Source organism: Mesorhizobium sp. M6A.T.Ce.TU.016.01.1.1, assembly GCF_003997065.1.
GTDB lineage: Bacteria > Pseudomonadota > Alphaproteobacteria > Rhizobiales > Rhizobiaceae > Mesorhizobium > Mesorhizobium mediterraneum.
Window position 1 is genome coordinate 221,903 of record NZ_RZTJ01000005.1, and the last position, 24,278, is coordinate 246,180.

Genomic DNA, 24,278 nt, shown 5'->3' on the forward strand with positions numbered 1-24,278 from the left:
AATCCCGGCAGCGATCAGCTGTCGTCTTCGCCAGCGGCAGGTGCTGCGTGCCCGGCCGTCTTGCGGCGAAGCACCTTGGTCAGCTTCCAGATCGTCGGGCTGTTCTTGATGAAGGCTTTCAGGCGCGCGCCTTGCTGCAGGATAAGCGCCAGCGCGCGGCCCTTCAACGTCAGCGGAACCAGGACCTCGAAATGCTGGGTCTCGATATCGCACCACAGCCGTTTGTAGGGTTCGTCGCCGACCGAAAAATCATAGACATCGAGCTTCCTCTCGCAGGCCTCCTGGATGTTGTCGAAGAACAGGAAGTCTCCGGGGCTGGTGTGGGCGAGGTCGTCGTCGGCGATCGCTCCGAATTCGCAGATCAGGCGTTTTCCCGTGCGGCTCGATCCGGTAACTGCGCGAAGCTTGCCGGCGACCTCGAGCCCATGCAGCACGAAGGACGGCTTGTCGTCGCAAAGCGCTTCGACGAACAGCGCACGGAAGAAAGCACGAACCTCCGGCTCACCGAAGACGTTAGCGATGCCCATCTTGCGGAAGCGGAACTCCTTCATCTCGAAAAACGCATCGAGCAGTCTGTTCACCTCGTCCGCTGTCCGGGCCTCGATGCGGCGGTGGCTGCCGACGGCCTCGAACTTGCGCGTCTGCGAGCGGTGCTTCTTGCGCTTGCGCTTGCCGCTCGCGCGGGACAGCAGTGCATCGAAACCTCCCGCCAAGTCCACGGCCAGCGACAGGTTGGGGCTCGGATAATTGGGCAGCGAGGCAAGCGGATTGGCAATGCCTTCGAGATCTGGCAGCAGCCGCTCCAGTGCGACGAGGTCGATGTCCGGCCGCGCCTTGGCGACCGCCGCCAGCATAGAGCGGATTGCCGCGCCGTCTGTCTTGGTCAGCCAAGACGGGTCGGCGGCGGCGAAATTGCCGTTGGCATGGCGGCCGCCCATGAAACGGGCGACGCGGAATGGACCGCTGCTGGTGACTTCCAGCGCCAACGAAAAAACCGGCCGGCCTTCAGCGCTCAGCGTCGCCAAAACGCTGTCCGCCTCGGCATGTTTGGCCCAGTTCAGGATCCAGGCCGGGCTCTGCGCCGGCGCGAACAGCGCCGAACGGCAGAACTCGGCATAAGCTGCAAATGCTAAACTATCGGCGACCGAGACCGACAGGCCGACATGATCCGCCGGCAACGCGCGCGGCGCCGCCTCCACTGCTTCGAGCCGATTGCCATCAAATGACGCGGTGGCGTCAACCATACCTCAATCCTTTAAGGCGTATTCACCGCGATTGGGGGCTCGCGTAGGCGCATTCCCTGCTGGGATGAGCCTAGGCGCAAAAGGTGAACGAATGATCGACGGGGGCGAGGCAATCCGGAAACTGGCGCTCAACGTCGTCCGCTATACCGGTCTTGCCCCGCTGGCCAAGCCGTTTGTCGGCGGCATCGGCGCCATCCTGATGCTGCACCGGGTCACCGCCACGCCGGAAAAGCCTGGCAGCGTCAACCGGCATCTCAACATTGCGCCTGAGTTCCTCGATGCCGTGATCGCCGACATGAAGGCGAACGGCTATACATTCGTCACGCTGGACGAGGCGGTCGAGCGCATCAAGGCCGGCGGCAAGGGCGGCCAGTTCGCGGCGATCACCGCCGACGACGCCTACCGCGACAACATGACCGAGGCGCTGCCGGTGCTGGAAAAGCACGGTGCGCCGATCGCCATCTACGTCGCTCCGGGGCTGATAAACGGCGCCGCCGATCTATGGTGGGAGGTGGTCGAGGACATCGTCAGCGCGCGGGACCGGTTGCTCCTGACAACGCCGAACGGTCCGGTGACGATCGACTGCTCGACCCCAGGCAAGAAACTCCAGGCCTTTGCCCGCCTGCACGACTATCTGACGCTGGAGGTCCGCGAGGAGGACCAGCGCGCGGTGCTGCGCGAATTGGCGCGGTCGAACGGTATCGAGTTGGACGCACGCCAGGGCATGTTGATGAACTGGGACGAGATCCGTGCCATGGCGGGGCATCCGCTGGTGACGATCGGCGCGCATACGGTCAATCATCGCAATCTGAAGCGGCTTTCCGAAGCCGACGCGCGCCATGAGGTTGACGATGTCAGGCGCATATTACAGGCCGAACTCGGCGAGGCGCCGCGCCATTTCGCTTATCCCTATGGCTATGCCAGCGCCGTCGGCGGCCGCGAAGTCGGCTTTGCCCGCGACGCCGGCTATGCCTCGGCGGTGACGACCCGCCACGGCGTGCTGCGCGCCGAACATGCCGGCTTCCTGCAAGCGCTGCCGCGCATTTCGGTCAACGGTCGCTACCAGAGCGTTGCCCATATCCGCACGATGCTGTCGGGCGTGACGACGCCGCTGGCCAACGCCGGCAAGATGCTCGTCACCATCTAATGGTGAAAGTCTGACACTTGGTACCGGTGGACGGCAAGAACCGACCCCTTGCGGACCATCCCTGATGGCAGGTCAAGGGAACGTCGTGACCTGAAGGCGACATTTGTCTGGACCGTCGTTAGGTCTCGTCAGGCTGGAAACCGGAAGTTCGACGCGAACCCAACAGAGAGCTCGCCGGCTGTTCACGGCTGCTCTACGCGCTCAGTCCTCGGACAAGCCGGCCAGAGAACTATCCTTCCAGAGCGACGCGGGATCAAGGGACGTCGCCTGGCCGGACGTGACGCGCAGGAGAGGGCATCTTTGCAAACGTGACGATCACTCCGGCACGCCAGCAATACCCAGCGCCTCGACGTAGCGCTCGGCGAACACCTTGTCCCGCCACGGGTTGATCTGCCTCTGCAGGCCGAGCGTGTAGGTCGGGAACGCCTCCATCAGCCGCCGCGCCGCCGCCTGCGCTTCGTCCGGCCGATTGAGTTTGACCAGCGCCATGATCACCACCCGGTGCGAGGAGCCGTAATTCGGCATCTCGCGCAGCGCTCGTTCTCCCCAAGCCAGCGCTTCCTCGTAGCGTTCGAGCATCAGGTAGCTCATCCCGATGCCGGAGAGCGCGATGCCCTTCTCGGGGTCGACCGGGCTCAGCCGCATTGCCCTGTGGAAGTGCTCGATCGCGACGAGGGGGCGGCCGGAATGGGCGTTCACCCAGCCGCTGCCCGTATAGCCCTGCGCCGAATTGGGGTTGAGGAGCAGGGACCGTTCGATCATGTCCAGCGCCGTCTCGTAATCTTTGGCGCTGTAGGCGATCACCTGCGCGGCGAAACGCAAGCTTGTCGGGTCGTCTCGCGCGTCCGCCAGCACCTCGCGGGCCATGCGCACGGCGACGCGGATATCGTCGGGCTCGTGCCAGCACTGACTCACGGACAGGCTGCGGATATAGGCACCGAGTGCCTTCGCCAGGATGAAGCCTGGGTCGATGCTGAGCGCCTCGTTGGTGAGCCGGCGCACGTCGGCGAAGCCTTCGCGCGTCATGCTGTAGAAGCGCGGCAGCGCACGAAGGTAGAGGTCGTAGGCACCGATGTAGTCGGTCGGCTTCATGCGCGCCTGCTTGATCTCCTCCAGCCGGATGCTCGGCTCGACCGCACCGACGACGCTCTCGGTCACCTTGTCCTGCAGGTCGAAGATGTCGCTCACGTCGCCCTCGAAGCGGTCGGTCCAAACATGGTGCCCACTGATCGCGTCCACCAGCTGCCCGCTGATGCGCACACGCGATCCTGCTCTGCGGATGCTACCTTCGAGCACGTAGCGGACGCCCAGCTCACGCCCGACCTGGCGCAGGTCCACCGCTCGGCCCTTGTAGGTGAAGGACGAGTTGCGGGCGATCACGAAGAAGGAGTTCACCCGGCTCAATCCCGTGATGATGTCCTCCACCAGCCCGTCGGCGAAGTATTCCTGGTCGGGGTCGCCGCTCATATTGGTGAAAGGCAGAACCGCGATCGAGGGTTTCGCGGGCAGGGGAGGCGGTGCAGCCACCGAGGCGCTGGCGTCGGTCTCGACGCGATAGGCGCGCACAGGCCGCTCGATGTTCTTGAGGCGCAGGTCGCCGAGCAGCGTGAAGCCGCCGTCGAGCTTGCCTTGAAGGTGGTCGTAGGCGGTGCCCGAGACGACCACGGCGCCGGGATCGGCGATGCTTTCGAGGCGGGCGGCGATGTTGACACCGTCGCCGTAGAGGTCGCCGTCCTCCTCGCAGACCACGTCGCCGAGATTGACGCCGATGCGGAAGCGAATCCGCTCTTCCTCGGGCGTCTCCGCCTCGTGTTCTGCCAAAGCCTGCTGGATCGCTATCGCCGAGGTCACCGCGTTGACGACGCTCGCGAACTCGCACAGAATGCCGTCGCCGGTGAGCTTGACGATCCGGCCCTGATGCTCGGAGACCAGCGGTTCGAGGAGGTCCTTGCGGTATGTCTTGAGCCGCTCGAGCGTGCCGCGCTCGTCGCGCTCCATCAGGCGCGAATAGCCGACCACGTCGCAAGCCAGGATCGCTGCGAGGCGGCGCTGCGCGGTCATTGCACCGCCCGGCCAGGCGCGTGCACGCGGGCTGCCTTGCGCCCATGCCCCGCCAACTTCCAGACGTCCAACGTGCATGGTATCCATCTCTCCCAGCCGCTGCCCATCGCCGATTCAGAACGGGGAACGCAGCTTGACCTTGCCTTCACGAGATTTCGCTATCCCGCTTGCGAGGCGTGGAGCGATCCAGTCACCGCGCTAACAGCCAACCGGCGACACGCCCACGCAGCCTCTGGGGACGCTGACACGCCACTCCCAGAAGGCCGGAGATATTTGCTGCCCTTGGTAACCGGTTGACGCCACCGTGGCGGTGCTTTTGTCACCGCGATGTAACAGCGAGATGCCCTACGAGCGCGCGCATCAGGCATCACACCAGACGTTCGCGCTTAGAGGTGCTGAGGTCGGAAAGTGGCGCGACTCTACCCATCGAGCACTGCGTCGACCGGGCTGACATCCGGCAACCTTGTGCGATCGAATCCTCGAAGACAACGCCCTTTAGCCGCTACAATTCGCGGCTCGCGTCGGGCGCTGCGGTGCGGAGGGCGGCAAGGGAGAAGGACCATGCCCAGTTGCTACCGGGGCCACATCGTTGGCCAAAAGCCTCCTCTGAAGCCGCGTGAGGTCTGGAGTATCCGGACACGACTTCAGGTGTCGGGCGCTGAACGGGATCTAGCGCTCTTCAATCTCGCCATCGACAGCAAGCTTCGAGGTTGCGAGCTGGTGGCCGTCACTGTCGGAGACATAGCCCTTTCCGGCAGCGTCCGCGATCGGGCGGTGATTGTTCAGAGGAAGACCGGGCGACCTGTGCAATTCGAGATCACGGAGCAGACCAGAGCCGCAGTCGGTGCATGGATAGCCCGTCGCCACCTCACCGAAAGCGAGTTCCTGTTTCCCAGTCGCGTGCGAGTTAAGCCGCATATGTCGACAAGGCAGTACGGGCGGATCGTCGAGAAGTGGGTATCCAGCATTGGGCTCGAACCAAAGCGACACGGAACGCATTCAATGAGACGCACGAAGGCTTCACTGATCTACAAGAAGACCGGCAACATTCGTGCGGTTCAGCTGCTGCTCGGTCATACCAAGCTGGAGAGCACCGTGCGCTACCTCGGCATAGAAGTAGATGACGCTTTGGCGATCTCTGAACAGATCGAACTGTAAAGCCATGCGGAGCGGCGCTATCATCCAAGTGTCGCTCCGTGACCCGAGCCTGACCTTTCCGTCGCGGGCGTAAAGGTCGGCAGCGGGCGGAAAAGATGACGATCAACCTTCGGTCGCGACGTTCAAAAACGCGGCTGTATTCGCTTTGGTTGGGGGCGCCCCTGGGTATAATTAGATACCGCTAAAATAACAACGCGACGAGAGCCGGCAAAACTGATAGGTACTTGGGCTGGGGTCAGGAACCGGAGACCCAACATGCTCAGAGCCCTAGGCAAGGCGTGCGCGGTAATCCTTTTGTCAGGAAACTGTGCTTTCGGCCAATCGGATTCGATAGAGCCGGAGGCTGGAATGTGGAAGACGTGGGTGATCACGTCAGGAAAGGATCTCCGCGTACCGCCGCCACCGGACGATTCCGCAACTGAACTGAAGCAGCTCCGCGATCTTGTCGCAAAGAACGATGCGCAGACTGCCGCCGGGATCACGTTCTGGGATGCCGGATCGCCCGGCTATCGATGGATCGAACTGGTCAACAACCGCCTTCTCGAAAACCAGCAGATTCCCAATGCACACCGCGTCTACACCTATATGACCATGGCGATCCACGACGCCACGATCGCGGCGTGGGAGTCGAAGTATTTCTACAATCGCCCACGCCCGAGCGAGGCGGACACGATGCTGCCGACTGCGCTGCCGACGCCTCGCAGTCCATCCTATCCTTCTGAACACGCGGCAGCTGCCGGAGCCGCCGCGGCGGTTCTTTCCCATTTCTTTCCCGACGAGGCGTCGTCGTTCCAGTCAATGGCGGAAGAAGCGGCGCAGTCTCGTGTCCTTGCCGGTGTCCAGTTCCCAAGCGACTCTTCCGCCGGCCTGGAATTGGGGCGACGCGTGGCAGAGCAGGTGATTGCACGGGCAAAGGCCGATGGCTCCGACGCCGTTTGGACCGGTACGGTGCCGACCGGGCCGTGCATGTGGGTCGGAGACAAACCGGGTAATGCAACCATGCCGAACTGGAAGCCGATATTGCTGAAGACAGCCAATGAATTCAGGCCACCGGCTCCACCCGACTGTGCGTCGGAGACGGTGAGGGCCGAGGCTGATTCAGTTCTACAGTTCGAGCGGAAATTTCCAACCAACTACAAAGCGTTCTACTGGCAAAGTCCATCCGGCCTGTTCACCGACTGGTATCACTATGCCAGCAAATGGATGTCCGAGGACAAGACGGATTCGAACCCCCCGCGCGCCGCACGGGCTTACGCGTTGCTTGCAACGGTCCACTACGACGCCTTCATTGCAAGCAACGACGGGAAGTATGCGTATTGGTACCTGCGGCCCAACATGCTTGACCGGAGCATCACTCCCCTGTTCGCGGTGCCGGGCCATCCCAGTTATCCGTCGAACCACTCCACGCTCTCGACTGCCCGATGCGAGGTCCTTGCGTACCTGTTCCCCGGCCATGCGGAATTTATTCGTGCGGTCGGCAAGGAGGCGGGCGATTCCCGCATCTGGGCTGGCATCCACTACGAAATGGACAACACGGCAGGCGTCGCGCTCGGTAAAGCCGTCGCGGGCAAATTCATCGAAAGGGCAAGAACGGACGGTGCAGACTAGCGAAGGGGCAGACAGCCAAGATGCGGCAACTGCCCAGCTAACCACACGGCCAAATGTCCGTTGTAGCATTGGAAGCCAGAGTTTGACCGAGCGCCCCGAGATGTCCGCTCATGGCGCTGCCTGCGCGTTCCGATCGGCGACACGGAAGGCAGAAAACCACCCTGAGCTGCCCTACACGTCGGGTAGCAAGCGTCAGGCTTTCACCATCTAACGGCGGCGAGCCTCAATTCTTCGGCCGCGGCGGCTCCAGGATCAGCCATTTGATGATGCCCATAGCCGGCAGCACCCAGAGCATGCCGCTGAGCAGGAAGAACAGGAAATGCGCCCACGGTCCTGATTCCGCCAGTTGGGCAACCGCCACGATCGATGCGACCAGCGCATAGACGATGACCAGCGCCACCAGCAGGATTGTTCCGATCAGCTTCTTCAGGCGAATGGGCATTCCGCGATCCCGTTGATCTCTATCGCTTAGGCCCAACGAAAGAGGCGCGCAACCCGCAAGAAGCGGCGCGACGGCGTGCCGCGCTGTCCGGTCTTGCCAGCGGGATGGCGATGGTTCACCAATCCGCGACTGCAATCTGTCGGGACGAGCCTATGGCTGCCATATCAGCTGCCGCGCCTTTCGTGGCCCGCGACCGCGACCTGCGCAACCGGGCGCTGGTGCGCGGCTGGCTCTACGTCGTGCTTCTGGTGCTGTTTGTCCTGGTCCTGGTCGGCGGCGCCACCAGGCTCACTGAGTCCGGCCTGTCGATCACCGAATGGAAGCCGATCCACGGCATCATCCCGCCACTCAACGACGCCGAATGGCAGGAGGAGTTCCAGCGTTACCAGCAGATCCCGCAATATGCCGAGCTCAACAAGGGTATGAGCATCGAAGCGTTCAAGTCGATCTTCTGGTGGGAATGGGTGCACCGGATCCTGGCGCGCGGTGTCGGCCTGGTTTTCGCCGTGCCGCTGGTGTTTTTCTGGGCGACGCGCCGCATCGAGCGCGGCCTGGGGCCGAAACTTATCGGGATTCTTCTTCTCGGCGGCCTGCAGGGCGCGATCGGCTGGTGGATGGTGGCGTCCGGGCTGGTCGAGCGGGTCTCCGTCAGCCAGTACCGGCTGGCGACGCATCTGACGCTGGCTGCACTGATCTTCACCGCGACCATGGTGGTGGCTCGCGGGCTCGCGCCTCATTCAGAGCCCGCCGCCGACCGTTCGACGCAGCGTCTGGCCGGCTTTCTGGTGTTGCTGGCGCTGATCCAGATCTATCTCGGCGGGCTGGTCGCCGGGCTCGATGCCGGCCTGAGCTACAACACCTGGCCGCTGATGGACGGCAAGCTCATCCCCGGTGACCTGCTGATCCTAGAGCCGGCATGGCGCAACTTCTTCGAGAGCCCGAAGACGGTCCAGTTCATCCACCGGCTCGGCGCCTACACGATCTTCGTAGCAGCACTTTGGCACATGATCGCGACGCACCGCCGCCTGCCTGAAACGACGCATGCGCGTCGCGCGACGCTGCTGTTTCTGCTGGTGCTGGCGCAGGCCTTGATCGGCATCGGCACGCTGATGATGCACGTGCCGCTGCACATGGCGCTGACGCATCAGGCCTTCGCGCTTGTCCTGCTTGGTTTTGCAGCAGCGCATTGGCGCGGTACCAAGGGCGCCTATCCGCTGCCCAACCGGATCGCCATCAGAGGCTGAGCCGCACCGTCCTGATCGCCGTGGCAATGGACAATTCGCGGCTTTCCTCGATCGCGTTGCCGTCCTCATGGTGCCATGACGCCGACAGGCAGCCATAGGCGATGGCGTGATCCAGAATGGCGAGCGGTGTCTGGCCGAGCGTTCTGGCGAAGATCTCGGCCATGTGGGCAATGCGCCGGGGATCGCGGCAAAGGTCATCGCGGTCGAGCGGGTTGTAGAACATGTTCGCCGCATCGAAACCGGGATCGCCGAGAACGCCTTTGGGGTCGATCGCCAGCCAGCCGCGCGATCCGTGCATGATGTTGTCGTGATGCAGGTCGCCATGCAGCGGCAGCACGTCGACAGGATCCGCCAACAGCCGTTCCGCGGTCGCAGCCGCTTCGACATAGAGGCTCTTTTCGCCGGCGTCGCGATCCGTCTTCGCCTTCTTAAACAGGCTGGAAAACCTTGCCCGCAGCGGCTGAAGATCCGGTGGGGCAGGGTGGTCAGATGGCGAGAACAGTCTTGCCATCACTTCGGCCGCGATTGCTGTGGCGGCATTGTCTCCCTGCTCCGTGAGAACCTGTGACAGCAAGGTTTCGCCGGCATATTCGAGCAGCATGCAGTGGCCGTCGCTGCCAAGCAGCCGCACCGCGCCTTCGCCGCGCCGCCAGGCAAGAAAATGCTCGCCGCGCAACTCGTCTTCGACGTCGTCGAAAGGTTTGAGGGCCTTGACGATCGCCGGCGAGCCGTCCTGGCGAACAACCTTCCAGATGCGGCTGCTGAAGGTCTCGGCGATCAGTTCTGGCGCGTTGACGTTCCAGCGTTTTGGAAATGCCGGAGCGTCCATTCAGTGCTTGAGGCCGAGCATCAGATCCATGTTCTGCACGGCAGCACCCGAGGCGCCCTTGCCGAGATTGTCGTAGACGGCGAGCAGCAGCGCCTGGGCCCTGTCGTCATTGGCGAAGACATAGAGCTTCATCCGGTTGGTGCCGTTGTAGATTTCGGGATCGATCTCCGGCACGCGCTCCAGCTGCTCATAGGGCGCCACCTCGACCATGCCGCCTTCGATGGCGGCGAAATGGTCGGCGATCACCGCATGAAGCTCGGCGCCAGTTGGCACATAGTCGAGGCCGCCGAGCTGCAGCGGCACCACCGTGATCATGCCTTGCGCGAAATTGCCGACCGCCGGCTGCATGATCGGGTCATGCGACAGCTTCGCATAGGTCCTGAGCTCCGGCACATGCTTGTGCTGGAGGGTCAGCCCGTAGGGCAGGAATTCCGACGCATCCTCGCCCTTGGCGACATAGTCCTCGATCATCGGCCGGCCGCCGCCCGAATAGCCCGAAATGCCGTTGACGGTGACTGGGAAATCCGGCGGCAACAGCCCGGCCGCCACCAGCGGCCTGAGCGTTGCGATCGGGCCTTGCGGCCAGCAGCCGGGATTGGCGACGCGCTTCGCATTGGCTATCTTCTTCGCCTGCTCCTTGTCCATTTCGGCGAAACCGTATTCCCAACCTTCGGCCACGCGATGCGCGGTCGAGGCATCGATGACCCTGGTGGTGTCGTTGGTGATCAGCGAGACGCTTTCTTTCGCGGCTGCGTCCGGCAGGCACAGGATCGCGACATCGGCAGCGTTGAGGAACTCGGCTCTAGCTGCCGCTTCCTTGCGTCGCTCGGTCGGGATAGAGATGATCTCCAGGTCGCCGCGCTCGGCAAGCAGCGCCCTGATCTGGAGACCGGTGGTGCCGTGCTCGCCGTCGATGAAGATTTTCGGTTTCATTGCCTGCCTGAATTCCTGTTATCTCAAAGTTATATGCCGCTTGCCTGGTTCAACGCGGCAACGACGTGATTGCCGCTGTTCAGCTCTTCGAGCCGGGCCTTTCGTTCCGCCAGGAGCCCGAGATAGTGCATGGCCACCGTCGACCCGGCAATTGCCGTTATATCGGCGTGATCATAGGCCGGCGCAACCTCCACGATATCGGCGCCGACAATATCGACCTGATTGATCTGGCGCAGCACCGACAGGATCTTTGCCGAGGACGGCCCGCCAGCGACCGGCGTGCCGGTGCCGGGCGCGAAGGCCGGGTCCAGGCAATCGATGTCGAAGGTGACATAGGCCTTCTTGCCGCCGGTGCGGTCGACGATGGCATAAGCGATATCGGACGCGCGCATTTCCTCGACTTCGTGGCCGTACAGGATCTTGATGCCGAAGGTATCAGGCGCATGGGTGCGGATGCCGATCTGGATCGAACGGTCGGGGTCGATAATTCCCTCCTTGACCGCGCGGCTGACGAAGGAGCCGTGATCGATGCGCTTGCCGTCGTCCGGCCAGGTGTCCTGGTGGGCGTCGAACTGCACCAGGGCCAGCGGTCCATGGATGGCGGCATGCGCCTTGAGCAGCGGCCAGGTGACGAAATGGTCGCCGCCGAGCGATAGCAGGAAGGCACCGGATTTCAGGATTTTCGCCGCCTCACGCTCGATCGTTCCTGGCGTCTTCTGGTGATTGCCGCTGTCGAGCAGGCAATCGCCATAATCGACCACGGCGAGATGTTCGAACAGATCGCGCGAAAACGGATACTGCGGATCATTGTCGAGGATGGTCGAGGCGCGGCGAATCGCCTGCGGCCCGAAGCGCGCGCCCGGCCGGTTGGTGACGGCTGCGTCGAAAGGGATGCCCCACACCACTGCGTCCGCGCCTTTCACGTCCTTCGTGTATTTGCGTCGCATGAACGACAACGCGCCGGCATAGGTCGGCTCGAAGGACGCGCCCGTCCTGGCCCGGGCGGTGAAGGCGTGGTCGATGTTGCTGTTCGGCATGAAGCGATCTCCTGTGCGTCGAGGCGCAACCTTATTGGACATAATTCTCAGAAATGCGACCCCTTCCGGGGACCATGGTCATTCGAGCCAGTCACAAATTCTTGCTTGCCAGGTGAGCCCGCATGGCTGGCCCGGGAATTGTCCAGCTAAGCACGAATGCAACCGAAAGTAGCCAGCCGCCCCATCGTCGGACGGTGTCGGCCACACCGACCGCGACAGCGGCGGCATCGATCTCGGCAAGCTGATTGGCAGCGACCTGCTGATTGCCGTTATGATTCGAGGTCGCAGAACGGCCGTTTCAACCGGCATTGACCTGACTTTCCGGCATTTGCGAAGCCGGCTTCGTTCACTGGGCTGTCACGTGAGTCGCTTAACCGGGTCTCCATCCGGTACGGAGCGATTCTCATGCGAACGACCTGGCTGAACCTTCTGCTTTCCGTTGCCTTGGCGCTCTTCACAGGCCCGGCATCGGCAGGCGAAACACGCGCCAGACAGATTCTCGACCGTTTCGAACACGCCAACCAGTGGCGCGACCACGTGATGGTGGCGGCACACCGCGCCGGCAGCATGCAGGCCCGCAAGACGCTCTATGCGGAGAACTCGATCGCCGCCGTCGAGGCATCGATCGCGCTTGGTGCCGAAATCGTCGAGGTCGACGTCAGGCGCTCGAAGGACGGCCAGTTCGTCGTCATGCATGACAGCTGGCTCGACCGCACGACGAATTGCAGGGGCGAGGTGGTCAAGCGCACGCTGGCCGAGCTCAAAACCTGCAGACTGGTGATCGAGGGCACCGGCGCCGTCACCGAAGAGCCGGTTTCGACCCTGCGCGAAATGCTGATGGCGACCAAGGACAGGATCCTCATCAACATCGACAACAAGCTTGATGTCGACAGCCTGGCCGGCATGATCGCGGTCGCGCGCGATCTAGGCATGGCCGAACAGGTGATCGTCAAGGAGAACCTGTGGAATCCGGCCAGGATCACCACTGTCAAGGCCGCCATGGGCGCGATCGGCAGTGGTTTCCAGTTCATGCCGATTATCGCCGACGACGCGGTTCGCGACGCCGGTTTCGCCGAGAAAGTCAGCGGGACCTTTTCGCCGCGCGCGGTCGAGATGATCAACTGGCGCGCGGGGTCGGAGACGCTGACCGAGACCGGTGGCCCGCTGTTCAGCCCCCGCATGCGCGCAGCGGCGATAAGGGGCGACTGGCACATCTGGGCCAACACCTACGCCATCGTCAACAAGCCGGGCGGCTTCCTTGCCGGCGGTCGCGGCGACGAGTTGGCGGTGCTCGCCAGCCTGCCGCGCGAGACGTACGGCTTCTGGGCCGAGCGCGGCGCCACCATAATCCAGACCGACGAGCCGAAAGCGGCGATAGACTGGCTGGCGGCGAATGGCTACCGCGTGCCTTATCCTGATGAGGCGCGGTCAGCGGAGCCGGCGAACACCGCTAGCATCAACTAGACTGGATCGAGGCGGGCAAGGAGCCGCTTGGATGGTCACCAGGCAGCCATCGCCACGCCGTCCAGCTCGCTCACGGCGTCCTCCGTCAGTTCGAGTTCGGCTGCGGCGAGATTCTCCCTGAGATGCGCGACCGACGAGGTGCCTGGAATCAAAAGAATATTCGGCGCGCGACGGAGCAGCCAAGCGAGCGCGACCTGCATCGGCGTGGCGCCCAGGCGCTGAGCGACGCCGGATAGGGTAGACGACTGCAGCGGGTTGAAGCCGCCGAGCGGAAAGAACGGCACGTACGCGATGCCGTCACGAGCAAGTTCATCGATCAAGACATCGTCGCCCCTGTGGGCCAGATTGTATTGGTTCTGCACGCAAACGATCTTGGCGATCCGCCGCGCCTCTTCGATCTGTGCTGACGTGACATTGCTTAGCCCGATATGACGCACCAGGCCCTGTCGCTGCAGCTCGGCCAGCATAGTGAGCGGCGCCTCGATCGACCCTTCGGCGGGGCCATGCGCGTCGAACATGATCCTGAGGTTGACCACATCCAGCACGTCGAGCCCGAGATTGCGCAGATTGTCGTGCACCGCCTCCATCAGCGCTTCGGGCGAGAAGGCCGGGAGCCACGAGCCATCTGCGCCGCGCCGCGCACCGATCTTGGTGACGATCGTCAGATTGTCGGAATAGGGCGCGAGCGCCTCACGGATGAGTAGATTGGTGACGTGCGGGCCGTAGAAATCGCTGGTGTCTATGTGATTGATCCCGCGCGCAACGGCTTCGCGCAGCACGGCCAAGGCTGCGTCGTGATCTCTAGGCGGACCAAATACGCCGGGTCCTGCGAGCTGCATGGCGCCGTAGCCGAGCCGCTTCACAGTGCGGTCGCCGAGAGTGAATGAGCCGGACTGGTCGATGCTGGACATGGTCTATCTCCGTTCAAGATAAGGCTGAGATAGGCGCTGTTGGACCTCACGATAATTGGCTACATTCCGCACGGGCTGTACGGAATATCGAACAATGAAGATCGATCTTGGAGATCTGAACGCCTTCGTGGCCGTAGCGCGGGCCAAGGGTTTTCGCGATGGCGCCCGTGCCAGCGGCGGCAGTGCGTCGGGCTTGAGCGAGGCGGTGCGCCGCCTCGAGACGCAGCTCGGGGTCAGGCTGCTCAACAGGACGACCCGCAGCGTCGTCTTGACCGAAGCGGGTGCGAGCTTGCTGACCCGGCTAGGTCCAGCCTTGACCGAGGTCGAGACAGCACTTGACGTGGTGAACGGCTTCCGCGATCGGCCGGCAGGTACATTGCGTCTCAACGTGCCGGTCAGCGCAGCGCGGCTGGTGCTGCCCAGCATTGTTCCGCGCTTCCTCGCCGCCTATCCCGGTATTCGGCTGGAGGTGATCGCCGAGGAGAGCTTTGTCGACGTGGTGGCGGCAGGATGCGACGCCGGAATCCGTTACGACGAGCGGCTGGAGCAGGACATGATCGCGGTGCCGATCGGACCGCGCGTGCAACGCTTCGCCACCGCAGCCAGTCCTGCCTACCTTGATCGCCATGGCCGGCCGGAACACCCGCGCGACCTTCTCGGTCACGCCTGCCTGCGCGGCCGCTTCGCCAGTGGTGCGATGCCGCCATGGGAATTCGAGCGTGGCGGCGAGGTGGTGCGGGTCGATCCGACGGGGCCGCTTCTCGTGACTTTGGGCGGAGCGGCCGATCTCGCCGTCGATGCGGCCATCGCCGGCACCGGCATTGTCAGCCTTTTCGAGGATTGGCTTCGCCCTTACTTTGAGAGCGGTGCGCTCGAACCCGTCCTCGAATCTTGGTGGCAGAGCTTCCCCGGGCCGTTCCTCTATTATCCCGGCCGGCGTCTCGTGCCGGCGCCGTTGCGGGCGTTTATCGACTTCGTCAAGGACGGCTGATCGGTCTTGAATTTGGACCAGGTTAGTAATCACCTAAAGAAAAGGCCGCCCGGAGGCGGCCTTTTCGAAGCTGCGCAGTGCTTAGCGCTTCGAGAACTGGAAGCTGCGGCGGGCCTTCGCCTTGCCGTACTTCTTGCGTTCGACAACGCGGCTGTCGCGGGTCAGGAAGCCGCCCTTCTTGAGCACGGCGCGCAGCGCCGGCTCGTAGTAGGTCAGCGCCTTGGAGATGCCGTGGCGCACGGCGCCGGCCTGGCCGGAAAGGCCGCCGCCGATGACAGTGGCGACGATGTCGTACTGACCGGCGCGGTTGGCGGCGATGATCGGCTGGTTGAGGATCATCTGCAGGACCGGACGCGCGAAATATTCGGCGAACACCTTGTCGTTGACGACGATCTTGCCGGAGCCGGGCTTCACCCAGACGCGCGCGATGGCGTTCTTGCGCTTGCCGGTGGCATAGGCGCGGCCCGACTTGTCGAGCTTCTGGACATGGACGGGTGCAGCCGGCTGCGTGTTGGTGTTGCCGGTGGCAGTTCCGAGTTCTGCGAGCGAGGAAAGCTCAGCCATTTTACGAAACCTTCTTGTTCTTGGCGTTCAGCTTGGCCACGTCGAGCGTGACGGGCTGCTGGGCGACATGCGGATGTTCCGTGCCTGCATAGACGCGGAGATTCTTCATCTGGCGACGGCCGAGCGGGCCACGCGGGATCATGCGTTCGACGGCCTTCTCGACGACACGCTCGGGGAAGCGGCCCTCGAGCAGCTGGCGCGCGGTGCGCTCCTTGATGCCGCCGGGGTGGCCGGTGTGCCAGTAATAAACCTTGTCGGTGAATTTCTTGCCGGTGAACACCACCTTGTCGGCATTGATGACGATGACGTTGTCGCCGTCGTCGACATGCGGGGTGAAGGTGGGCTTGTGTTTGCCGCGAAGATGATTGGCGATGACAGTGGCGAGACGGCCGACGACGAGACCCTCGGCGTCGATCAGCACCCACTTCTTCACCACATCCGCAGGCTTCTGCGAAAAGGTTGTCATGGATTTGTTGCTTTCGGTTCGGACCTTCCCCCATTCAAGAACGAAAAGGGAAGGCGTTTCTTGTTGCTTGGATTGACGCAGGGCGCTCGCCCGCCGCCAATAACAAAACGGCGGCCGTTGGCGGGCCGCTGTTCCGTGAGGGCTTATAGGCGAGGGGAATTAGCCAGTCAAGTTGCATTTCTGGCCACCTCAGAAGGATTATATTGCTAAATCAAAAGGTTAGATGTGAGGTACTATTATACCGCACTTGAATCCGACAATTTGACTAGCGCCGTCCCGGAATAATCGCAGCCAGCAGCAGTTTGATCCCGACAGCGATCATGATCGCACCAGCCAGGCGTTCTTGCCAGACAAGAAAACCGGCGTTGCGTGCCAGCCAGCGGCCGACCGCGCCTGAGGCCAAGGCTACAGCTCCCAGGACTACAAGGCCCGTAGCCTTCATCGTGGCCCCGAGCACGATAAATTGCATCGCCGGCGATCCTGTGGAGGAATGGACGAACTGCGGCAGTACTGCGAGCATGAAAACCAGTGCGGTAGGGTTGGTCAGGTTGCAGATCATGCCTTGCCGAAAGGCACCTGCCAAACCTCCCTCCTTGGCTGCGACGATGCTGGTTGTTTCCGCTCCCTTGCGCGTGAGCAAGAACTTCGTCCCGATTGCGATCAAGTACGCCGCTCCGAGCAGTTGCAGCAGGCCATACGCGACAGGCGAGGACGTGACCAGCGATGCAAGTCCCATTGCCAGCAGCGGAATCTGGATCATGCCTGCGAAAACGCACCCGGTTGCAGTCGCCAGTGCTGCCCGCCAGCCCTGTCCGATACCGCGGCTGATCACCAGAAGCATGTCCGGCCCCGGACCGGACAGTTGGTAGCCGAGCACGGCGACCAGGAATGCCAGAAAAGTGGGAAGTTCGGGCATGTTTTTTGCGGACCTGATTGGCCTGCGAACGTGTTGTCGGACATTTCGTTCCGTAGGGGTCGTCTGGAACGAGCGGAAAACACGTATCCGTCCTGCAAATCAGGCCTGCGATTGAACGCTCTTCTTCGGCGGGATCGAATAGGTTCCCGTCGCGTGCGCTACCGTGTGTCCGTCCGGTCCGGCGATGATGTCGATATCGAACACCATCAGGCTTTTGCCCAGCTTCAGGATGCGGCAATGGCCGTCGATCGGGCCGGCCTCGGCTTTGCGGACAAAATTGATGTTGAGGTTGGTGGTGACCGAAAGCGCATCTGGCCCGGCATGCGAAAGCACGCAGACATAGCCGCCTATGTCGGCCAGCGTGAACAGCGACGGGCCGGACACGGTTCCGCCGGGGCGCAAATGCCGCTCGTCGGCATTGAGCCGCACCATGCAGCCGCCCGGAAACACGTCGATCGCCTCGTAGAAGGTGAACTGGTCGTTGAGCTGTGGGTAGACGGTTGCCATCAGCGCATTGATTTCAGCCGCCGTCAGCACCGGTTTGAGATTGTCTTGGACGGGCATAAGCGGTTTCCTATATGGAGCCGGCACGGGGTCAGGTGGACGCCTGGGCCAATTGTCGGGTTTGAGAAAACACGTCTCAAGGCTGTTCTTCAATCGGCAGCGTGCTAGTTCTTTTGTTCCATGGCCCACGAATCCGATGCCGCTGGCCAATGAAGAGGTTGGAGAACATGGCCGAAATCGTCGCCATCAAGCCGGCCGTTGCCGAAGGTCCTGTTGTCGCGAGACTGGACAAGGGCGTGCTGCGCCTCACGCTCGCCAATCCGCCGGCCAATGCGCTGTCGCTGGCGGTGATGGCGGCGCTGACGGCGGAACTCGACCGCGCGAAATCAGACAGATCCGTCCGCGCCATTATCCTGGCAGCGGCCGGAAAAGTGTTCTGCGCCGGACACGACCTCAAGGAAATGACCGCGCGCCGCACTGATGCCGATCGCGGCAAGGCATTCTTCGAGGAGACATTTTCCGCTTGTGCGGAACTGATGCAGGCGATCGTGCGCCATCCCAGGCCGGTGATCGCCGAGGTCGATGGTCTGGCGACGGCGGCCGGGGCGCAACTGGTGGCGAGCTGCGATCTGGCGATCGCCTCGCATGAGGCGACCTTCTGCACGCCCGGCGTCAATATCGGCCTGTTCTGCTCGACGCCGATGGTGGCGCTGTCACGCAACGTCTCGCGCAAGCACGCGATGGAGATGCTTTTGACCGGCGAGACGATCGATGCGGCGACGGCCAAGGAATTCGGCCTGGTTAATCGCGTCGTGCCGCGCGAATATCTGAATCAGATTGTCACCAAATACGCGCAAACCATTGCTGCGAAATCGTCTTTGGTCGTGAAGACCGGCAAGGAAGCCTTTTACGCGCAGGCCGAGATGGGGCTGGCCGAGGCCTATGTCTACACCGGCCGAGTCATGGTCGACAACATGCTGGCACGCGACGCGGAAGAGGGGATTGGCGCCTTCATAGGCAAGCGCAAGCCGGAATGGACGGACGATTAGAGATGGAACCCCGCATCTCCATCATCACAATCGCCGTCGACGATCTCGACCGCGCCACACGCTTCTACGAGGCGATGGGCCTGACCCGCCATGCCGGGATCACCGACGGCGTCGCCTTCTTCCAGATGGGCGGCGTCATTCTCGGCCTGTTCCCGCGCGCAAGCGCCGAAGAGGATTCGGGCATCACCTTCGGCACGGCGCCGTCGGCGGTCCATCTCGCCTACAACACCCGCTCCGACACGGAAGTCGACGACGTGCTTGCGATGGCCGAGAAGGCCGGCGGTCGTATCGTCAAGCCGGCCGGCCGCGCCTTCTGGGGCGGCTGGTATGGCTATTTCGCCGACTCGGAAGGGCATGTCTGGGAAGTGGCGCACAATCCGGCTTTTCCGATCGCGGAAGACGGAACGATCTCGCTGCCGGGCTGATCGCTGCCGCATGGCTCCTCGCAAGCAACTGACGCGACTGAAGGCTCCCTATCTCAAGCGCATCCTGATAGAGCCGGCGCGGGTCGCAGATTGGGAAAAATACCCCTGGAACCTGCCGATCTTCCGCAGCCACGATTTCGAGCTCGAATTCACCACGCCGATCACCATCATCGTCGGCGAGAACGGCACCGGCAAATCCACGCTGCTCGAGGCGATCGGCGCGCTGGCCGGATACGACGAGGCCGGCGGCGGCAAGGGCTACATGCCCATCGACCATTCAGCTGCCATCGATACGAGCGGCGCCGCACTGGCTAAGACGCTGCGCGGTCACTGGCTGCCGAAAGTCACCGCCGGCTGGTTCTTTCGCGCTGAATCCTTTTACTCCGTCGCCCGTTATCTCGATCAGGCGGCACTCGAAGATCCGTTCAAGCCACCTCCGCCCGATTTCCTGTCCTGGTCGCATGGCGAGGGCTTCATCCGTTTCTTCGAGGAGCGCTGCCGCCGGCAAGGCATCTACATCCTCGACGAGCCCGAAAGCGCGCTTTCGCCGACGCGCCAGATCGAGCTTCTCAAGATGCTGCGGCGGATGGACCAATCCGGCACGGCGCAAGTGATCATGGCGACGCATTCGCCGCTGCTGATGGCCTGTCCCGGCGCGCGGCTGTTCCGCATCAGCCGGTTCGGCCTCGACCCGACCGATTTCAGCGATACCGATCATTTTCGGATGATGCGCAGTTTCTGCAACGATCCGGATGGTTTTCTCGCCGAAGCTCTGTATGAGGACGAGGCATGAACCACGACGCCTACGACAATGCCTATATCGCCGGCATCCTCAATTCGGTGAAGACCATCGCCATGGTCGGCGCGTCCGCCAATGATGTGCGGCCGAGCTACTTCGTGCTGAAATATCTGCTCGCCAAAGGGTTTTCGGTGTTTCCGATCAACCCGGGACAGGCCGGCAAGCAAATCCTCGGCCGAACAGTCTATGCTAGGCTCGCCGATCTCCCCGAGCCCGTCGACATGGTCGACATCTTTCGCGCTTCCGCGGCGGTGCCGGGCGTCATCGACGAGATCCTGCGGCTCGACCCGCTGCCGAAAGTCGTCTGGATGCAGCTCGGCGTGCGCCACGACGAGGCGGCCGTGCGCGCCGAGGCCGCCGGCATCAAGGTGGTGATGAACCGCTGCCCCAAGATCGAGTATGGCAAGCTGTCGGGCGAGATCGGCTGGACGGGCGTCAACTCCGGCGTGCTGTCGTCGAAGAAGCCGCTGATGCGGCCGGGATTCCAGAGCTTCGGCGTTCGCCAGAAGTAGACCATGATCCCGAAAAGTGGAAACCGGTTTTCGGAAAAGATCATGGTCAAACAAGAAAGATAGACCCCATCCCGATCCTATCGAGGTGGATCAGGCTCGAGACGGAAATTTATTCCGGTAATCGGAACATTTTCTCGCGCCTCGATCACAGAACGTGCGTCGAAGGGCATTTTCTTCTTTGCATTCGTGATCGGGCTTCGCCAAGAATGCCCGGCGCTTTTCAGAAGGTTCAAAGGGAGGTATTCGATGACCCGCACGCCCGGTTTCAACACGCTCGCCGTCCATGCCGGTGCCAAGCCCGATCCGGCGACCGGCGCGCGTGCCACGCCGATCTACCAGACGACCTCCTTTGTCTTCGACGATGCCGACCATGCCGCCTCGCTTTTCGGGCTAAAAGCCTTCGGCAACATCTACACCCGCATCATGAACCCGACCCAGGCGGTGCTGGAAGAGCGTATCGCGGCGCTCGAAGGCGGCACGGCAGGGCTGGCGGTGGCGTCGGGTCATGCCGCGCAGGTGCTTGTCTTCCACAATCTGATGCAGCCCGGCGACAATTTCGTCGCCGCGACAAGGCTTTACGGCGGCTCGATCAACCAGTTCGGCCACGCCTTCAAGAATTTCGGCTGGCAGGTGCGCTGGGCCGACACCAACGACATATCGACCTTCGAAAGCCAGATCGATGAAAAGACCAAGGCGATCTTCATCGAGAGCCTGGCCAATCCGGGCGGTGTCTTCGTCGATATCGAGAAGATCGGCGACATCGCCCGCAAGCACGGCCTGCCGCTGATCGTCGACAACACGCTGGCCTCGCCCTATCTGGTGCGGCCGATCGAGCATGGCGCCGACATCGTCGTGCATTCGCTGACCAAGTTCATCGGCGGCCATGGCAATTCGATCGGCGGCGCCATTGTCGACGGCGGCACCTTCGACTGGTCGAAATCCGGCAAATATCCGATGCTGTCGGAGCCGCGCCCCGAATATGGCGGCCTCGTCCTGCACGAAACCTTCGGCAACTTCGCTTTCGCCATTGCCGCGCGCGTGCTTGGCCTGCGCGACATGGGTCCGGCGATCTCACCCTTCAATGCGTTCCTGATCCTGACCGGCCTGGAAACCCTGCCGCTCAGGATGCAGCGCCATTGCGACAATGCGGTCACTGTCGCCGCCTGGCTGTCCAACCACCCCAAGGTCGCCTGGGTCTCCTATCCCGGCCTGCCCAGCGACAAGAATAATGCGCTACAGAAAAAATACTCGCCGCTTGGCGCCGGTGCGGTGTTCACCTTCGGCCTGAAGGGCGGCTATGCGGCGGGCATCAAATTCGTGGAGGCGCTCGAACTGTTCTCGCACCTCGCCAATGTCGGCGACACCAAGTCGCTGGTCATCCACCCGGCATCGACCACGCATCGGCAATTGTCGGACGAGCAGAAAGTTACGGCTGGCGCTGGGCCAGATACGGTCAGGCTCTCGGTCGGCATCGAGGATGTCAACGACATCGTCGCCGATCTGGAACAGGCTCTCGCCAAGGTTTGATCCCCGCTGGAAGGAGTTTCCATGACCGCGCCGAAATTTCTGTCCGTCCATGTCGACAGCGTCGAACCGGAACTTGGCGCGCCGGCGCCGGGTCGCCTGATCTCGGGCGATCCGAAGTTTCGCACCTGGAATGTCGAGGAACGCGACGGCGGGCTCTATGCCGGCATCTGGGAGGCGACGCCGGGCAAATGGCGCATCGAGTATGACGAGTGGGAGTTCTGCCACATCCTGTCGGGCGTTTCAGTGATCGCCGAGGAGGGCGGCGAGGCGCGCACCGTCAGGGCCGGCGACAGTTTCGTGCTCAGGCCGGGCTTTAGGGGCAGCTGGGAAGTGCTTGAAACGACGCGCAAGGAGTATGTGATCCGCCTTTAGAGCGTTGGGCTTCACAGAAGCCGATCGATGTCGGTATCGGAAAATCCGTATCCGCTCATCATGTCCCTGTGCCAGGAACTTCCCAGCAAATCTTCCAGGCATGAATCGATGCGCCGGCGGAGCGCCGCGTTGCCCTTGGCGAGAGCGAAAGCACCGGCGGCCGGCTCTTTTTCGGCTGCCGGAACGTCGATGACCGCAAGAGGCGCGTCGGGACGCTGAGCCAGGTAGCCCCGATGCGCCATGGCGACACTGGCATAGGCATGCACGACGCCGGCAGCGACAGCATCGGCCGCGCCCGCTTGCGTGGCGAAAATTCTTATCCGCTCGGGTGGAACGCCATTTTGCAAGGCTGTCTGATGTTGGATCTGGCCCGATATGACGGCGATCAACGCCGACTCATCTCCGGCGATGGATCGATAGCCCTTGAATTCGCGCGGATTGCCTTTTGCGACGAGCAACCCGTCCTGCAACACCCAGATCGGTCGCGTGAAGTCGACGGATTTCTTGCGTTCGTCCGAGATGAACAGGCCGGTGGTCATGTTCCACTCGCCACTGGTCAATCCTGGAAGCAATCTGGCGAACTCGGTTTCGACAGGCGAAAAGGCCTTTAACCCAAGGGTCTGGCAAACCTTCCGCGCAAGCTCCGTGTCGCAACCAGCGACTTCCCCGGAAGCGTCGGTGAAGCAGAAGGGCGGCTCCTGCAGAAAAGCGAAGGTCAATTTTTCAGTCATGTGGCCTGGGCCTCGGGTCGGGCTTTCAAAAGGTCACCACGAGCGCTTCCAGCCCGTGGAAATGATAGGTGTCGCGGAAGCGCGGCTGTTCGGCGAGATAGAGCCGCGGTAGCCGGTCGAACAGGGTTTTCAGCGACACCTGCAATTCGAGCCGGGCGAGCGGCGCGCCGATGCAGAAATGGATGCCGGCGCCGAACGAGACGTTCTTCTGGTCCGCACGATCCGGCCTGAAGGCGAGGGGTTCGGCAAAGGCCGCCGGGTCGTGATTGGCCATCCCGAGCAGCAGGCCGATCGTCTCGCCCGGCCGCACGATGACACCGGGACCAGCCTCGATCTCTTCATAGGCATAACGCGTGAACATGTGCAGCGGCGCGTCGAAGCGCAGGCATTCCTCGACAGCCGCCGCGGTCGCTTCCGTAGAAATGAAGAAGCGGCGCGGGTCGCCGCCCTGCGCAAGGATCGAGCGCACCGCGTTGCCGGTCTGGTGGACGGTTGCCTCATGGCCGGCGTTGAGCAGCAGGATGGCGGAGGACACCAGTTCGTCCTCGGAGAGTTTTTGGCCGTCGTCTTGCGCCGAGATCAGCAGCGACAACAGATCGTCGCCGGGTTTCTTACGCCGTTCCGCAACATAGCCGCGCAGGAAATCGGAAAAGTCACGCGCGGCGCGATCGGCTGTCTCTTCCGTTTCGCGTGTCCGGCCATGCATGTACATGGCGACCATCTGATGCGACCAGTCGAGCAGTTGCGGCCCCATCTCGACCGGCACGCCGAGCATCTCGGCAATGATGGTGATCGGCAAAGGTGACGCGAAAGCCGGCAGCAGATCGACTTGGTCCGGTTCGAAACGGTCGATCAGCGCATTGGCGAGCGCCTCGACGCGCGGCCGAAGCCGCTCGACCTGGCGCGAGACGAAGGCGCGGTTGACCAGCGTTCTGAGCCTGGTGTGAACGGGCGGTTCCAGCTCCAGCATCGAATTGGCCTCGATGCCGTCGAAGGCGTTGAGATGCGTGCGGTCCTGGCCGGTGCCCCGGCTGTCGGGAATGCCGGCCGGGTTCTGGCGGCCGAAGCGGCGGTGGCGCAACAACCGGCTGACGTCGTCGAAGCCGCCGAAGCACCAAAAGCCGAACTCCTCCCAGAAGAAGGCGTTCGATGCGCCATGCATGAAGGCATAGGCCTCGTATGGGTTCTGGAAAAAAGCCGGCTCGTGCGGATCCATCCGCACACGACGGGTGGCTGGATCGAAGGCAAGGTAGGGAGGCGGCGTCAAGTCGGTCATACCAGACCATTAGCGCATGACCCCGAAAACCGGAATCGGTTTTCGCTGGGGATCATGCGCAGATTCAA

The 24,278-nt window shown here is 62.7% G+C and carries 25 protein-coding genes; 12 read left to right on the top strand and 13 right to left on the bottom strand.

Annotation, left to right across the window (positions count from 1 at the left end; all coding sequences use genetic code 11):
- Positions 1–14: 14 nt before the first annotated feature.
- A complete protein-coding gene (locus EOC94_RS12375; RefSeq protein WP_127290717.1) occupies positions 15–1,244 on the bottom strand; it encodes a GNAT family N-acetyltransferase in 1,230 nt (409 codons plus the stop codon).
- A 91-nt stretch (positions 1,245–1,335) separates the two neighbouring features.
- On the opposite strand from EOC94_RS12375, the gene EOC94_RS12380 reads away from it, so the two are divergent.
- Entirely contained in the window at positions 1,336–2,391 is a 1,056-nt protein-coding gene (locus tag EOC94_RS12380; protein ID WP_127290719.1) for a polysaccharide deacetylase family protein, read from the top strand.
- A gap of 315 nt (positions 2,392–2,706) precedes the next feature.
- Here the strand turns inward: EOC94_RS12380 and EOC94_RS12385 are convergent, their stop codons facing one another.
- Positions 2,707–4,452 (bottom strand): adenylate/guanylate cyclase domain-containing protein, encoded by a 1,746-nt coding sequence (locus tag EOC94_RS12385; RefSeq protein ID WP_127290720.1) that lies wholly within the window; start codon positions 4,450–4,452, stop codon positions 2,707–2,709.
- Positions 4,453–5,013: 561 nt separating this feature from the next.
- On the opposite strand from EOC94_RS12385, the gene EOC94_RS12390 reads away from it, so the two are divergent.
- Complete coding sequence (locus tag EOC94_RS12390) at positions 5,014–5,610, top strand: tyrosine-type recombinase/integrase (protein ID WP_127290721.1); 597 nt, start codon at positions 5,014–5,016, stop codon at positions 5,608–5,610.
- A gap of 348 nt (positions 5,611–5,958) precedes the next feature.
- On the top strand, positions 5,959–7,218 hold the full coding sequence (locus EOC94_RS12395) for a phosphatase PAP2 family protein (RefSeq protein ID WP_245465548.1): 1,260 nt from the start codon (positions 5,959–5,961) through the stop codon (positions 7,216–7,218).
- 223 nt (positions 7,219–7,441) lie between these two features.
- Here the strand turns inward: EOC94_RS12395 and EOC94_RS12400 are convergent, their stop codons facing one another.
- On the bottom strand, positions 7,442–7,660 hold the full coding sequence (locus tag EOC94_RS12400) for a DUF2842 domain-containing protein (RefSeq protein WP_023798362.1): 219 nt from the start codon (positions 7,658–7,660) through the stop codon (positions 7,442–7,444).
- Positions 7,661–7,812: 152 nt separating this feature from the next.
- Here EOC94_RS12400 and EOC94_RS12405 point away from each other — a divergent pair, with 152 nt between their 5' ends.
- Positions 7,813–8,904: a COX15/CtaA family protein gene (locus EOC94_RS12405; protein ID WP_095485798.1), complete on the top strand. Its 1,092-nt coding sequence runs from the start codon at positions 7,813–7,815 to the stop codon at positions 8,902–8,904.
- Here the strand turns inward: EOC94_RS12405 and EOC94_RS12410 are convergent.
- From EOC94_RS12410 to speB, 3 genes are read right to left on the bottom strand one after another with little or no spacing between them, the layout of a single operon-like run.
- Positions 8,894–9,733: an aminoglycoside phosphotransferase family protein gene (locus EOC94_RS12410; RefSeq protein ID WP_127290722.1), complete on the bottom strand. Its 840-nt coding sequence runs from the start codon at positions 9,731–9,733 to the stop codon at positions 8,894–8,896. The two genes, EOC94_RS12405 and EOC94_RS12410, sit on opposite strands and share 11 nt — an antisense overlap.
- On the bottom strand, positions 9,734–10,666 hold the full coding sequence (argC, locus tag EOC94_RS12415) for an N-acetyl-gamma-glutamyl-phosphate reductase (protein ID WP_127290723.1): 933 nt from the start codon (positions 10,664–10,666) through the stop codon (positions 9,734–9,736).
- A 29-nt stretch (positions 10,667–10,695) separates the two neighbouring features.
- Positions 10,696–11,703 carry an agmatinase gene (gene speB, locus EOC94_RS12420; protein WP_127290724.1) on the bottom strand — a complete coding sequence of 336 codons (1,008 nt, stop codon included), beginning with the start codon at positions 11,701–11,703 and terminating at the stop codon, positions 10,696–10,698.
- Between the two features lie 405 nt (positions 11,704–12,108).
- Between speB and EOC94_RS12425 the strand changes: the two genes are divergently transcribed.
- Positions 12,109–13,167, top strand: coding sequence for a glycerophosphodiester phosphodiesterase family protein (locus tag EOC94_RS12425; protein ID WP_127290725.1), 1,059 nt, complete (start codon positions 12,109–12,111; stop codon positions 13,165–13,167).
- 35 nt (positions 13,168–13,202) lie between these two features.
- Here the strand turns inward: EOC94_RS12425 and EOC94_RS12430 are convergent, their stop codons facing one another.
- Positions 13,203–14,078, bottom strand: coding sequence for an aldo/keto reductase family oxidoreductase (locus EOC94_RS12430; RefSeq protein ID WP_127290726.1), 876 nt, complete (start codon positions 14,076–14,078; stop codon positions 13,203–13,205).
- Between the two features lie 94 nt (positions 14,079–14,172).
- On the opposite strand from EOC94_RS12430, the gene EOC94_RS12435 reads away from it, so the two are divergent.
- Positions 14,173–15,069 carry a LysR family transcriptional regulator gene (locus EOC94_RS12435; protein WP_127290727.1) on the top strand — a complete coding sequence of 299 codons (897 nt, stop codon included), beginning with the start codon at positions 14,173–14,175 and terminating at the stop codon, positions 15,067–15,069.
- 81 nt (positions 15,070–15,150) lie between these two features.
- Here EOC94_RS12435 and rpsI read toward each other — a convergent pair whose 3' ends face one another.
- From rpsI to EOC94_RS12455, 4 genes are all read right to left on the bottom strand, one after another.
- A complete protein-coding gene (gene rpsI / locus EOC94_RS12440; protein WP_023717316.1) occupies positions 15,151–15,633 on the bottom strand; it encodes a 30S ribosomal protein S9 in 483 nt (160 codons plus the stop codon).
- Between the two features lies 1 nt (position 15,634).
- Entirely contained in the window at positions 15,635–16,099 is a 465-nt protein-coding gene (gene rplM, locus EOC94_RS12445) for a 50S ribosomal protein L13 (RefSeq protein ID WP_091591498.1), read from the bottom strand.
- Between the two features lie 265 nt (positions 16,100–16,364).
- Positions 16,365–17,015, bottom strand: coding sequence for a LysE family translocator (locus EOC94_RS12450; protein ID WP_127290728.1), 651 nt, complete (start codon positions 17,013–17,015; stop codon positions 16,365–16,367).
- Between the two features lie 99 nt (positions 17,016–17,114).
- Positions 17,115–17,579, bottom strand: a complete 465-nt coding sequence (locus EOC94_RS12455) for a PaaI family thioesterase (protein WP_127290729.1) — start codon at positions 17,577–17,579, stop codon at positions 17,115–17,117.
- A gap of 167 nt (positions 17,580–17,746) precedes the next feature.
- On the opposite strand from EOC94_RS12455, the gene EOC94_RS12460 reads away from it, so the two are divergent.
- The 6 genes from EOC94_RS12460 to EOC94_RS12485 all read left to right on the top strand — a co-directional run bounded on the left by EOC94_RS12460 (position 17,747) and on the right by EOC94_RS12485 (position 22,203).
- On the top strand, positions 17,747–18,568 hold the full coding sequence (locus EOC94_RS12460; protein WP_095485805.1) for an enoyl-CoA hydratase: 822 nt from the start codon (positions 17,747–17,749) through the stop codon (positions 18,566–18,568).
- A gap of 2 nt (positions 18,569–18,570) precedes the next feature.
- Entirely contained in the window at positions 18,571–18,993 is a 423-nt protein-coding gene (locus tag EOC94_RS12465; protein WP_127290730.1) for a VOC family protein, read from the top strand.
- 10 nt (positions 18,994–19,003) lie between these two features.
- Positions 19,004–19,786 carry an AAA family ATPase gene (locus EOC94_RS12470; RefSeq protein ID WP_095485807.1) on the top strand — a complete coding sequence of 261 codons (783 nt, stop codon included), beginning with the start codon at positions 19,004–19,006 and terminating at the stop codon, positions 19,784–19,786.
- Complete coding sequence (locus tag EOC94_RS12475; RefSeq protein WP_127290732.1) at positions 19,783–20,304, top strand: CoA-binding protein; 522 nt, start codon at positions 19,783–19,785, stop codon at positions 20,302–20,304. The genes EOC94_RS12470 and EOC94_RS12475 overlap by 4 nt, the downstream gene beginning before the upstream one ends.
- A 246-nt stretch (positions 20,305–20,550) precedes the next feature.
- Positions 20,551–21,831, top strand: a complete 1,281-nt coding sequence (locus EOC94_RS12480) for an O-acetylhomoserine aminocarboxypropyltransferase (protein ID WP_095485809.1) — start codon at positions 20,551–20,553, stop codon at positions 21,829–21,831.
- A gap of 21 nt (positions 21,832–21,852) precedes the next feature.
- Positions 21,853–22,203, top strand: coding sequence for a cupin domain-containing protein (locus tag EOC94_RS12485; protein WP_127290734.1), 351 nt, complete (start codon positions 21,853–21,855; stop codon positions 22,201–22,203).
- 11 nt (positions 22,204–22,214) lie between these two features.
- Here EOC94_RS12485 and EOC94_RS12490 read toward each other — a convergent pair whose 3' ends face one another.
- Positions 22,215–22,934, bottom strand: a complete 720-nt coding sequence (locus tag EOC94_RS12490) for a transporter substrate-binding domain-containing protein (RefSeq protein ID WP_127290736.1) — start codon at positions 22,932–22,934, stop codon at positions 22,215–22,217.
- Positions 22,935–22,959: 25 nt separating this feature from the next.
- Positions 22,960–24,210 (bottom strand): cytochrome P450, encoded by a 1,251-nt coding sequence (locus EOC94_RS12495; protein ID WP_127290738.1) that lies wholly within the window; start codon positions 24,208–24,210, stop codon positions 22,960–22,962.
- Positions 24,211–24,278: the final 68 nt, after the last annotated feature.

What these genes read in the sequence shown, in the direction of transcription:
- EOC94_RS12375 (WP_127290717.1), bottom strand. Translation starts at nt 1,244, where the DNA reads ATGGTTGACGCCACCGCGTCATTTGATGGCAATCGGCTCGAAGCAGTG.
- EOC94_RS12380 (WP_127290719.1), top strand. Translation starts at nt 1,336, where the DNA reads ATGATCGACGGGGGCGAGGCAATCCGGAAACTGGCGCTCAACGTCGTC.
- EOC94_RS12385 (WP_127290720.1), bottom strand. Translation starts at nt 4,452, where the DNA reads ATGACCGCGCAGCGCCGCCTCGCAGCGATCCTGGCTTGCGACGTGGTC.
- EOC94_RS12390 (WP_127290721.1), top strand. Translation starts at nt 5,014, where the DNA reads ATGCCCAGTTGCTACCGGGGCCACATCGTTGGCCAAAAGCCTCCTCTG.
- EOC94_RS12395 (WP_245465548.1), top strand. Translation starts at nt 5,959, where the DNA reads ATGTGGAAGACGTGGGTGATCACGTCAGGAAAGGATCTCCGCGTACCG.
- EOC94_RS12400 (WP_023798362.1), bottom strand. Translation starts at nt 7,660, where the DNA reads ATGCCCATTCGCCTGAAGAAGCTGATCGGAACAATCCTGCTGGTGGCG.
- EOC94_RS12405 (WP_095485798.1), top strand. Translation starts at nt 7,813, where the DNA reads ATGGCTGCCATATCAGCTGCCGCGCCTTTCGTGGCCCGCGACCGCGAC.
- EOC94_RS12410 (WP_127290722.1), bottom strand. Translation starts at nt 9,733, where the DNA reads ATGGACGCTCCGGCATTTCCAAAACGCTGGAACGTCAACGCGCCAGAA.
- argC (WP_127290723.1), bottom strand. Translation starts at nt 10,666, where the DNA reads ATGAAACCGAAAATCTTCATCGACGGCGAGCACGGCACCACCGGTCTC.
- speB (WP_127290724.1), bottom strand. Translation starts at nt 11,703, where the DNA reads ATGCCGAACAGCAACATCGACCACGCCTTCACCGCCCGGGCCAGGACG.
- EOC94_RS12425 (WP_127290725.1), top strand. Translation starts at nt 12,109, where the DNA reads ATGCGAACGACCTGGCTGAACCTTCTGCTTTCCGTTGCCTTGGCGCTC.
- EOC94_RS12430 (WP_127290726.1), bottom strand. Translation starts at nt 14,078, where the DNA reads ATGTCCAGCATCGACCAGTCCGGCTCATTCACTCTCGGCGACCGCACT.
- EOC94_RS12435 (WP_127290727.1), top strand. Translation starts at nt 14,173, where the DNA reads ATGAAGATCGATCTTGGAGATCTGAACGCCTTCGTGGCCGTAGCGCGG.
- rpsI (WP_023717316.1), bottom strand. Translation starts at nt 15,633, where the DNA reads ATGGCTGAGCTTTCCTCGCTCGCAGAACTCGGAACTGCCACCGGCAAC.
- rplM (WP_091591498.1), bottom strand. Translation starts at nt 16,099, where the DNA reads ATGACAACCTTTTCGCAGAAGCCTGCGGATGTGGTGAAGAAGTGGGTG.
- EOC94_RS12450 (WP_127290728.1), bottom strand. Translation starts at nt 17,015, where the DNA reads ATGCCCGAACTTCCCACTTTTCTGGCATTCCTGGTCGCCGTGCTCGGC.
- EOC94_RS12455 (WP_127290729.1), bottom strand. Translation starts at nt 17,579, where the DNA reads ATGCCCGTCCAAGACAATCTCAAACCGGTGCTGACGGCGGCTGAAATC.
- EOC94_RS12460 (WP_095485805.1), top strand. Translation starts at nt 17,747, where the DNA reads ATGGCCGAAATCGTCGCCATCAAGCCGGCCGTTGCCGAAGGTCCTGTT.
- EOC94_RS12465 (WP_127290730.1), top strand. Translation starts at nt 18,571, where the DNA reads ATGGAACCCCGCATCTCCATCATCACAATCGCCGTCGACGATCTCGAC.
- EOC94_RS12470 (WP_095485807.1), top strand. Translation starts at nt 19,004, where the DNA reads ATGGCTCCTCGCAAGCAACTGACGCGACTGAAGGCTCCCTATCTCAAG.
- EOC94_RS12475 (WP_127290732.1), top strand. Translation starts at nt 19,783, where the DNA reads ATGAACCACGACGCCTACGACAATGCCTATATCGCCGGCATCCTCAAT.
- EOC94_RS12480 (WP_095485809.1), top strand. Translation starts at nt 20,551, where the DNA reads ATGACCCGCACGCCCGGTTTCAACACGCTCGCCGTCCATGCCGGTGCC.
- EOC94_RS12485 (WP_127290734.1), top strand. Translation starts at nt 21,853, where the DNA reads ATGACCGCGCCGAAATTTCTGTCCGTCCATGTCGACAGCGTCGAACCG.
- EOC94_RS12490 (WP_127290736.1), bottom strand. Translation starts at nt 22,934, where the DNA reads ATGACTGAAAAATTGACCTTCGCTTTTCTGCAGGAGCCGCCCTTCTGC.
- EOC94_RS12495 (WP_127290738.1), bottom strand. Translation starts at nt 24,210, where the DNA reads ATGACCGACTTGACGCCGCCTCCCTACCTTGCCTTCGATCCAGCCACC.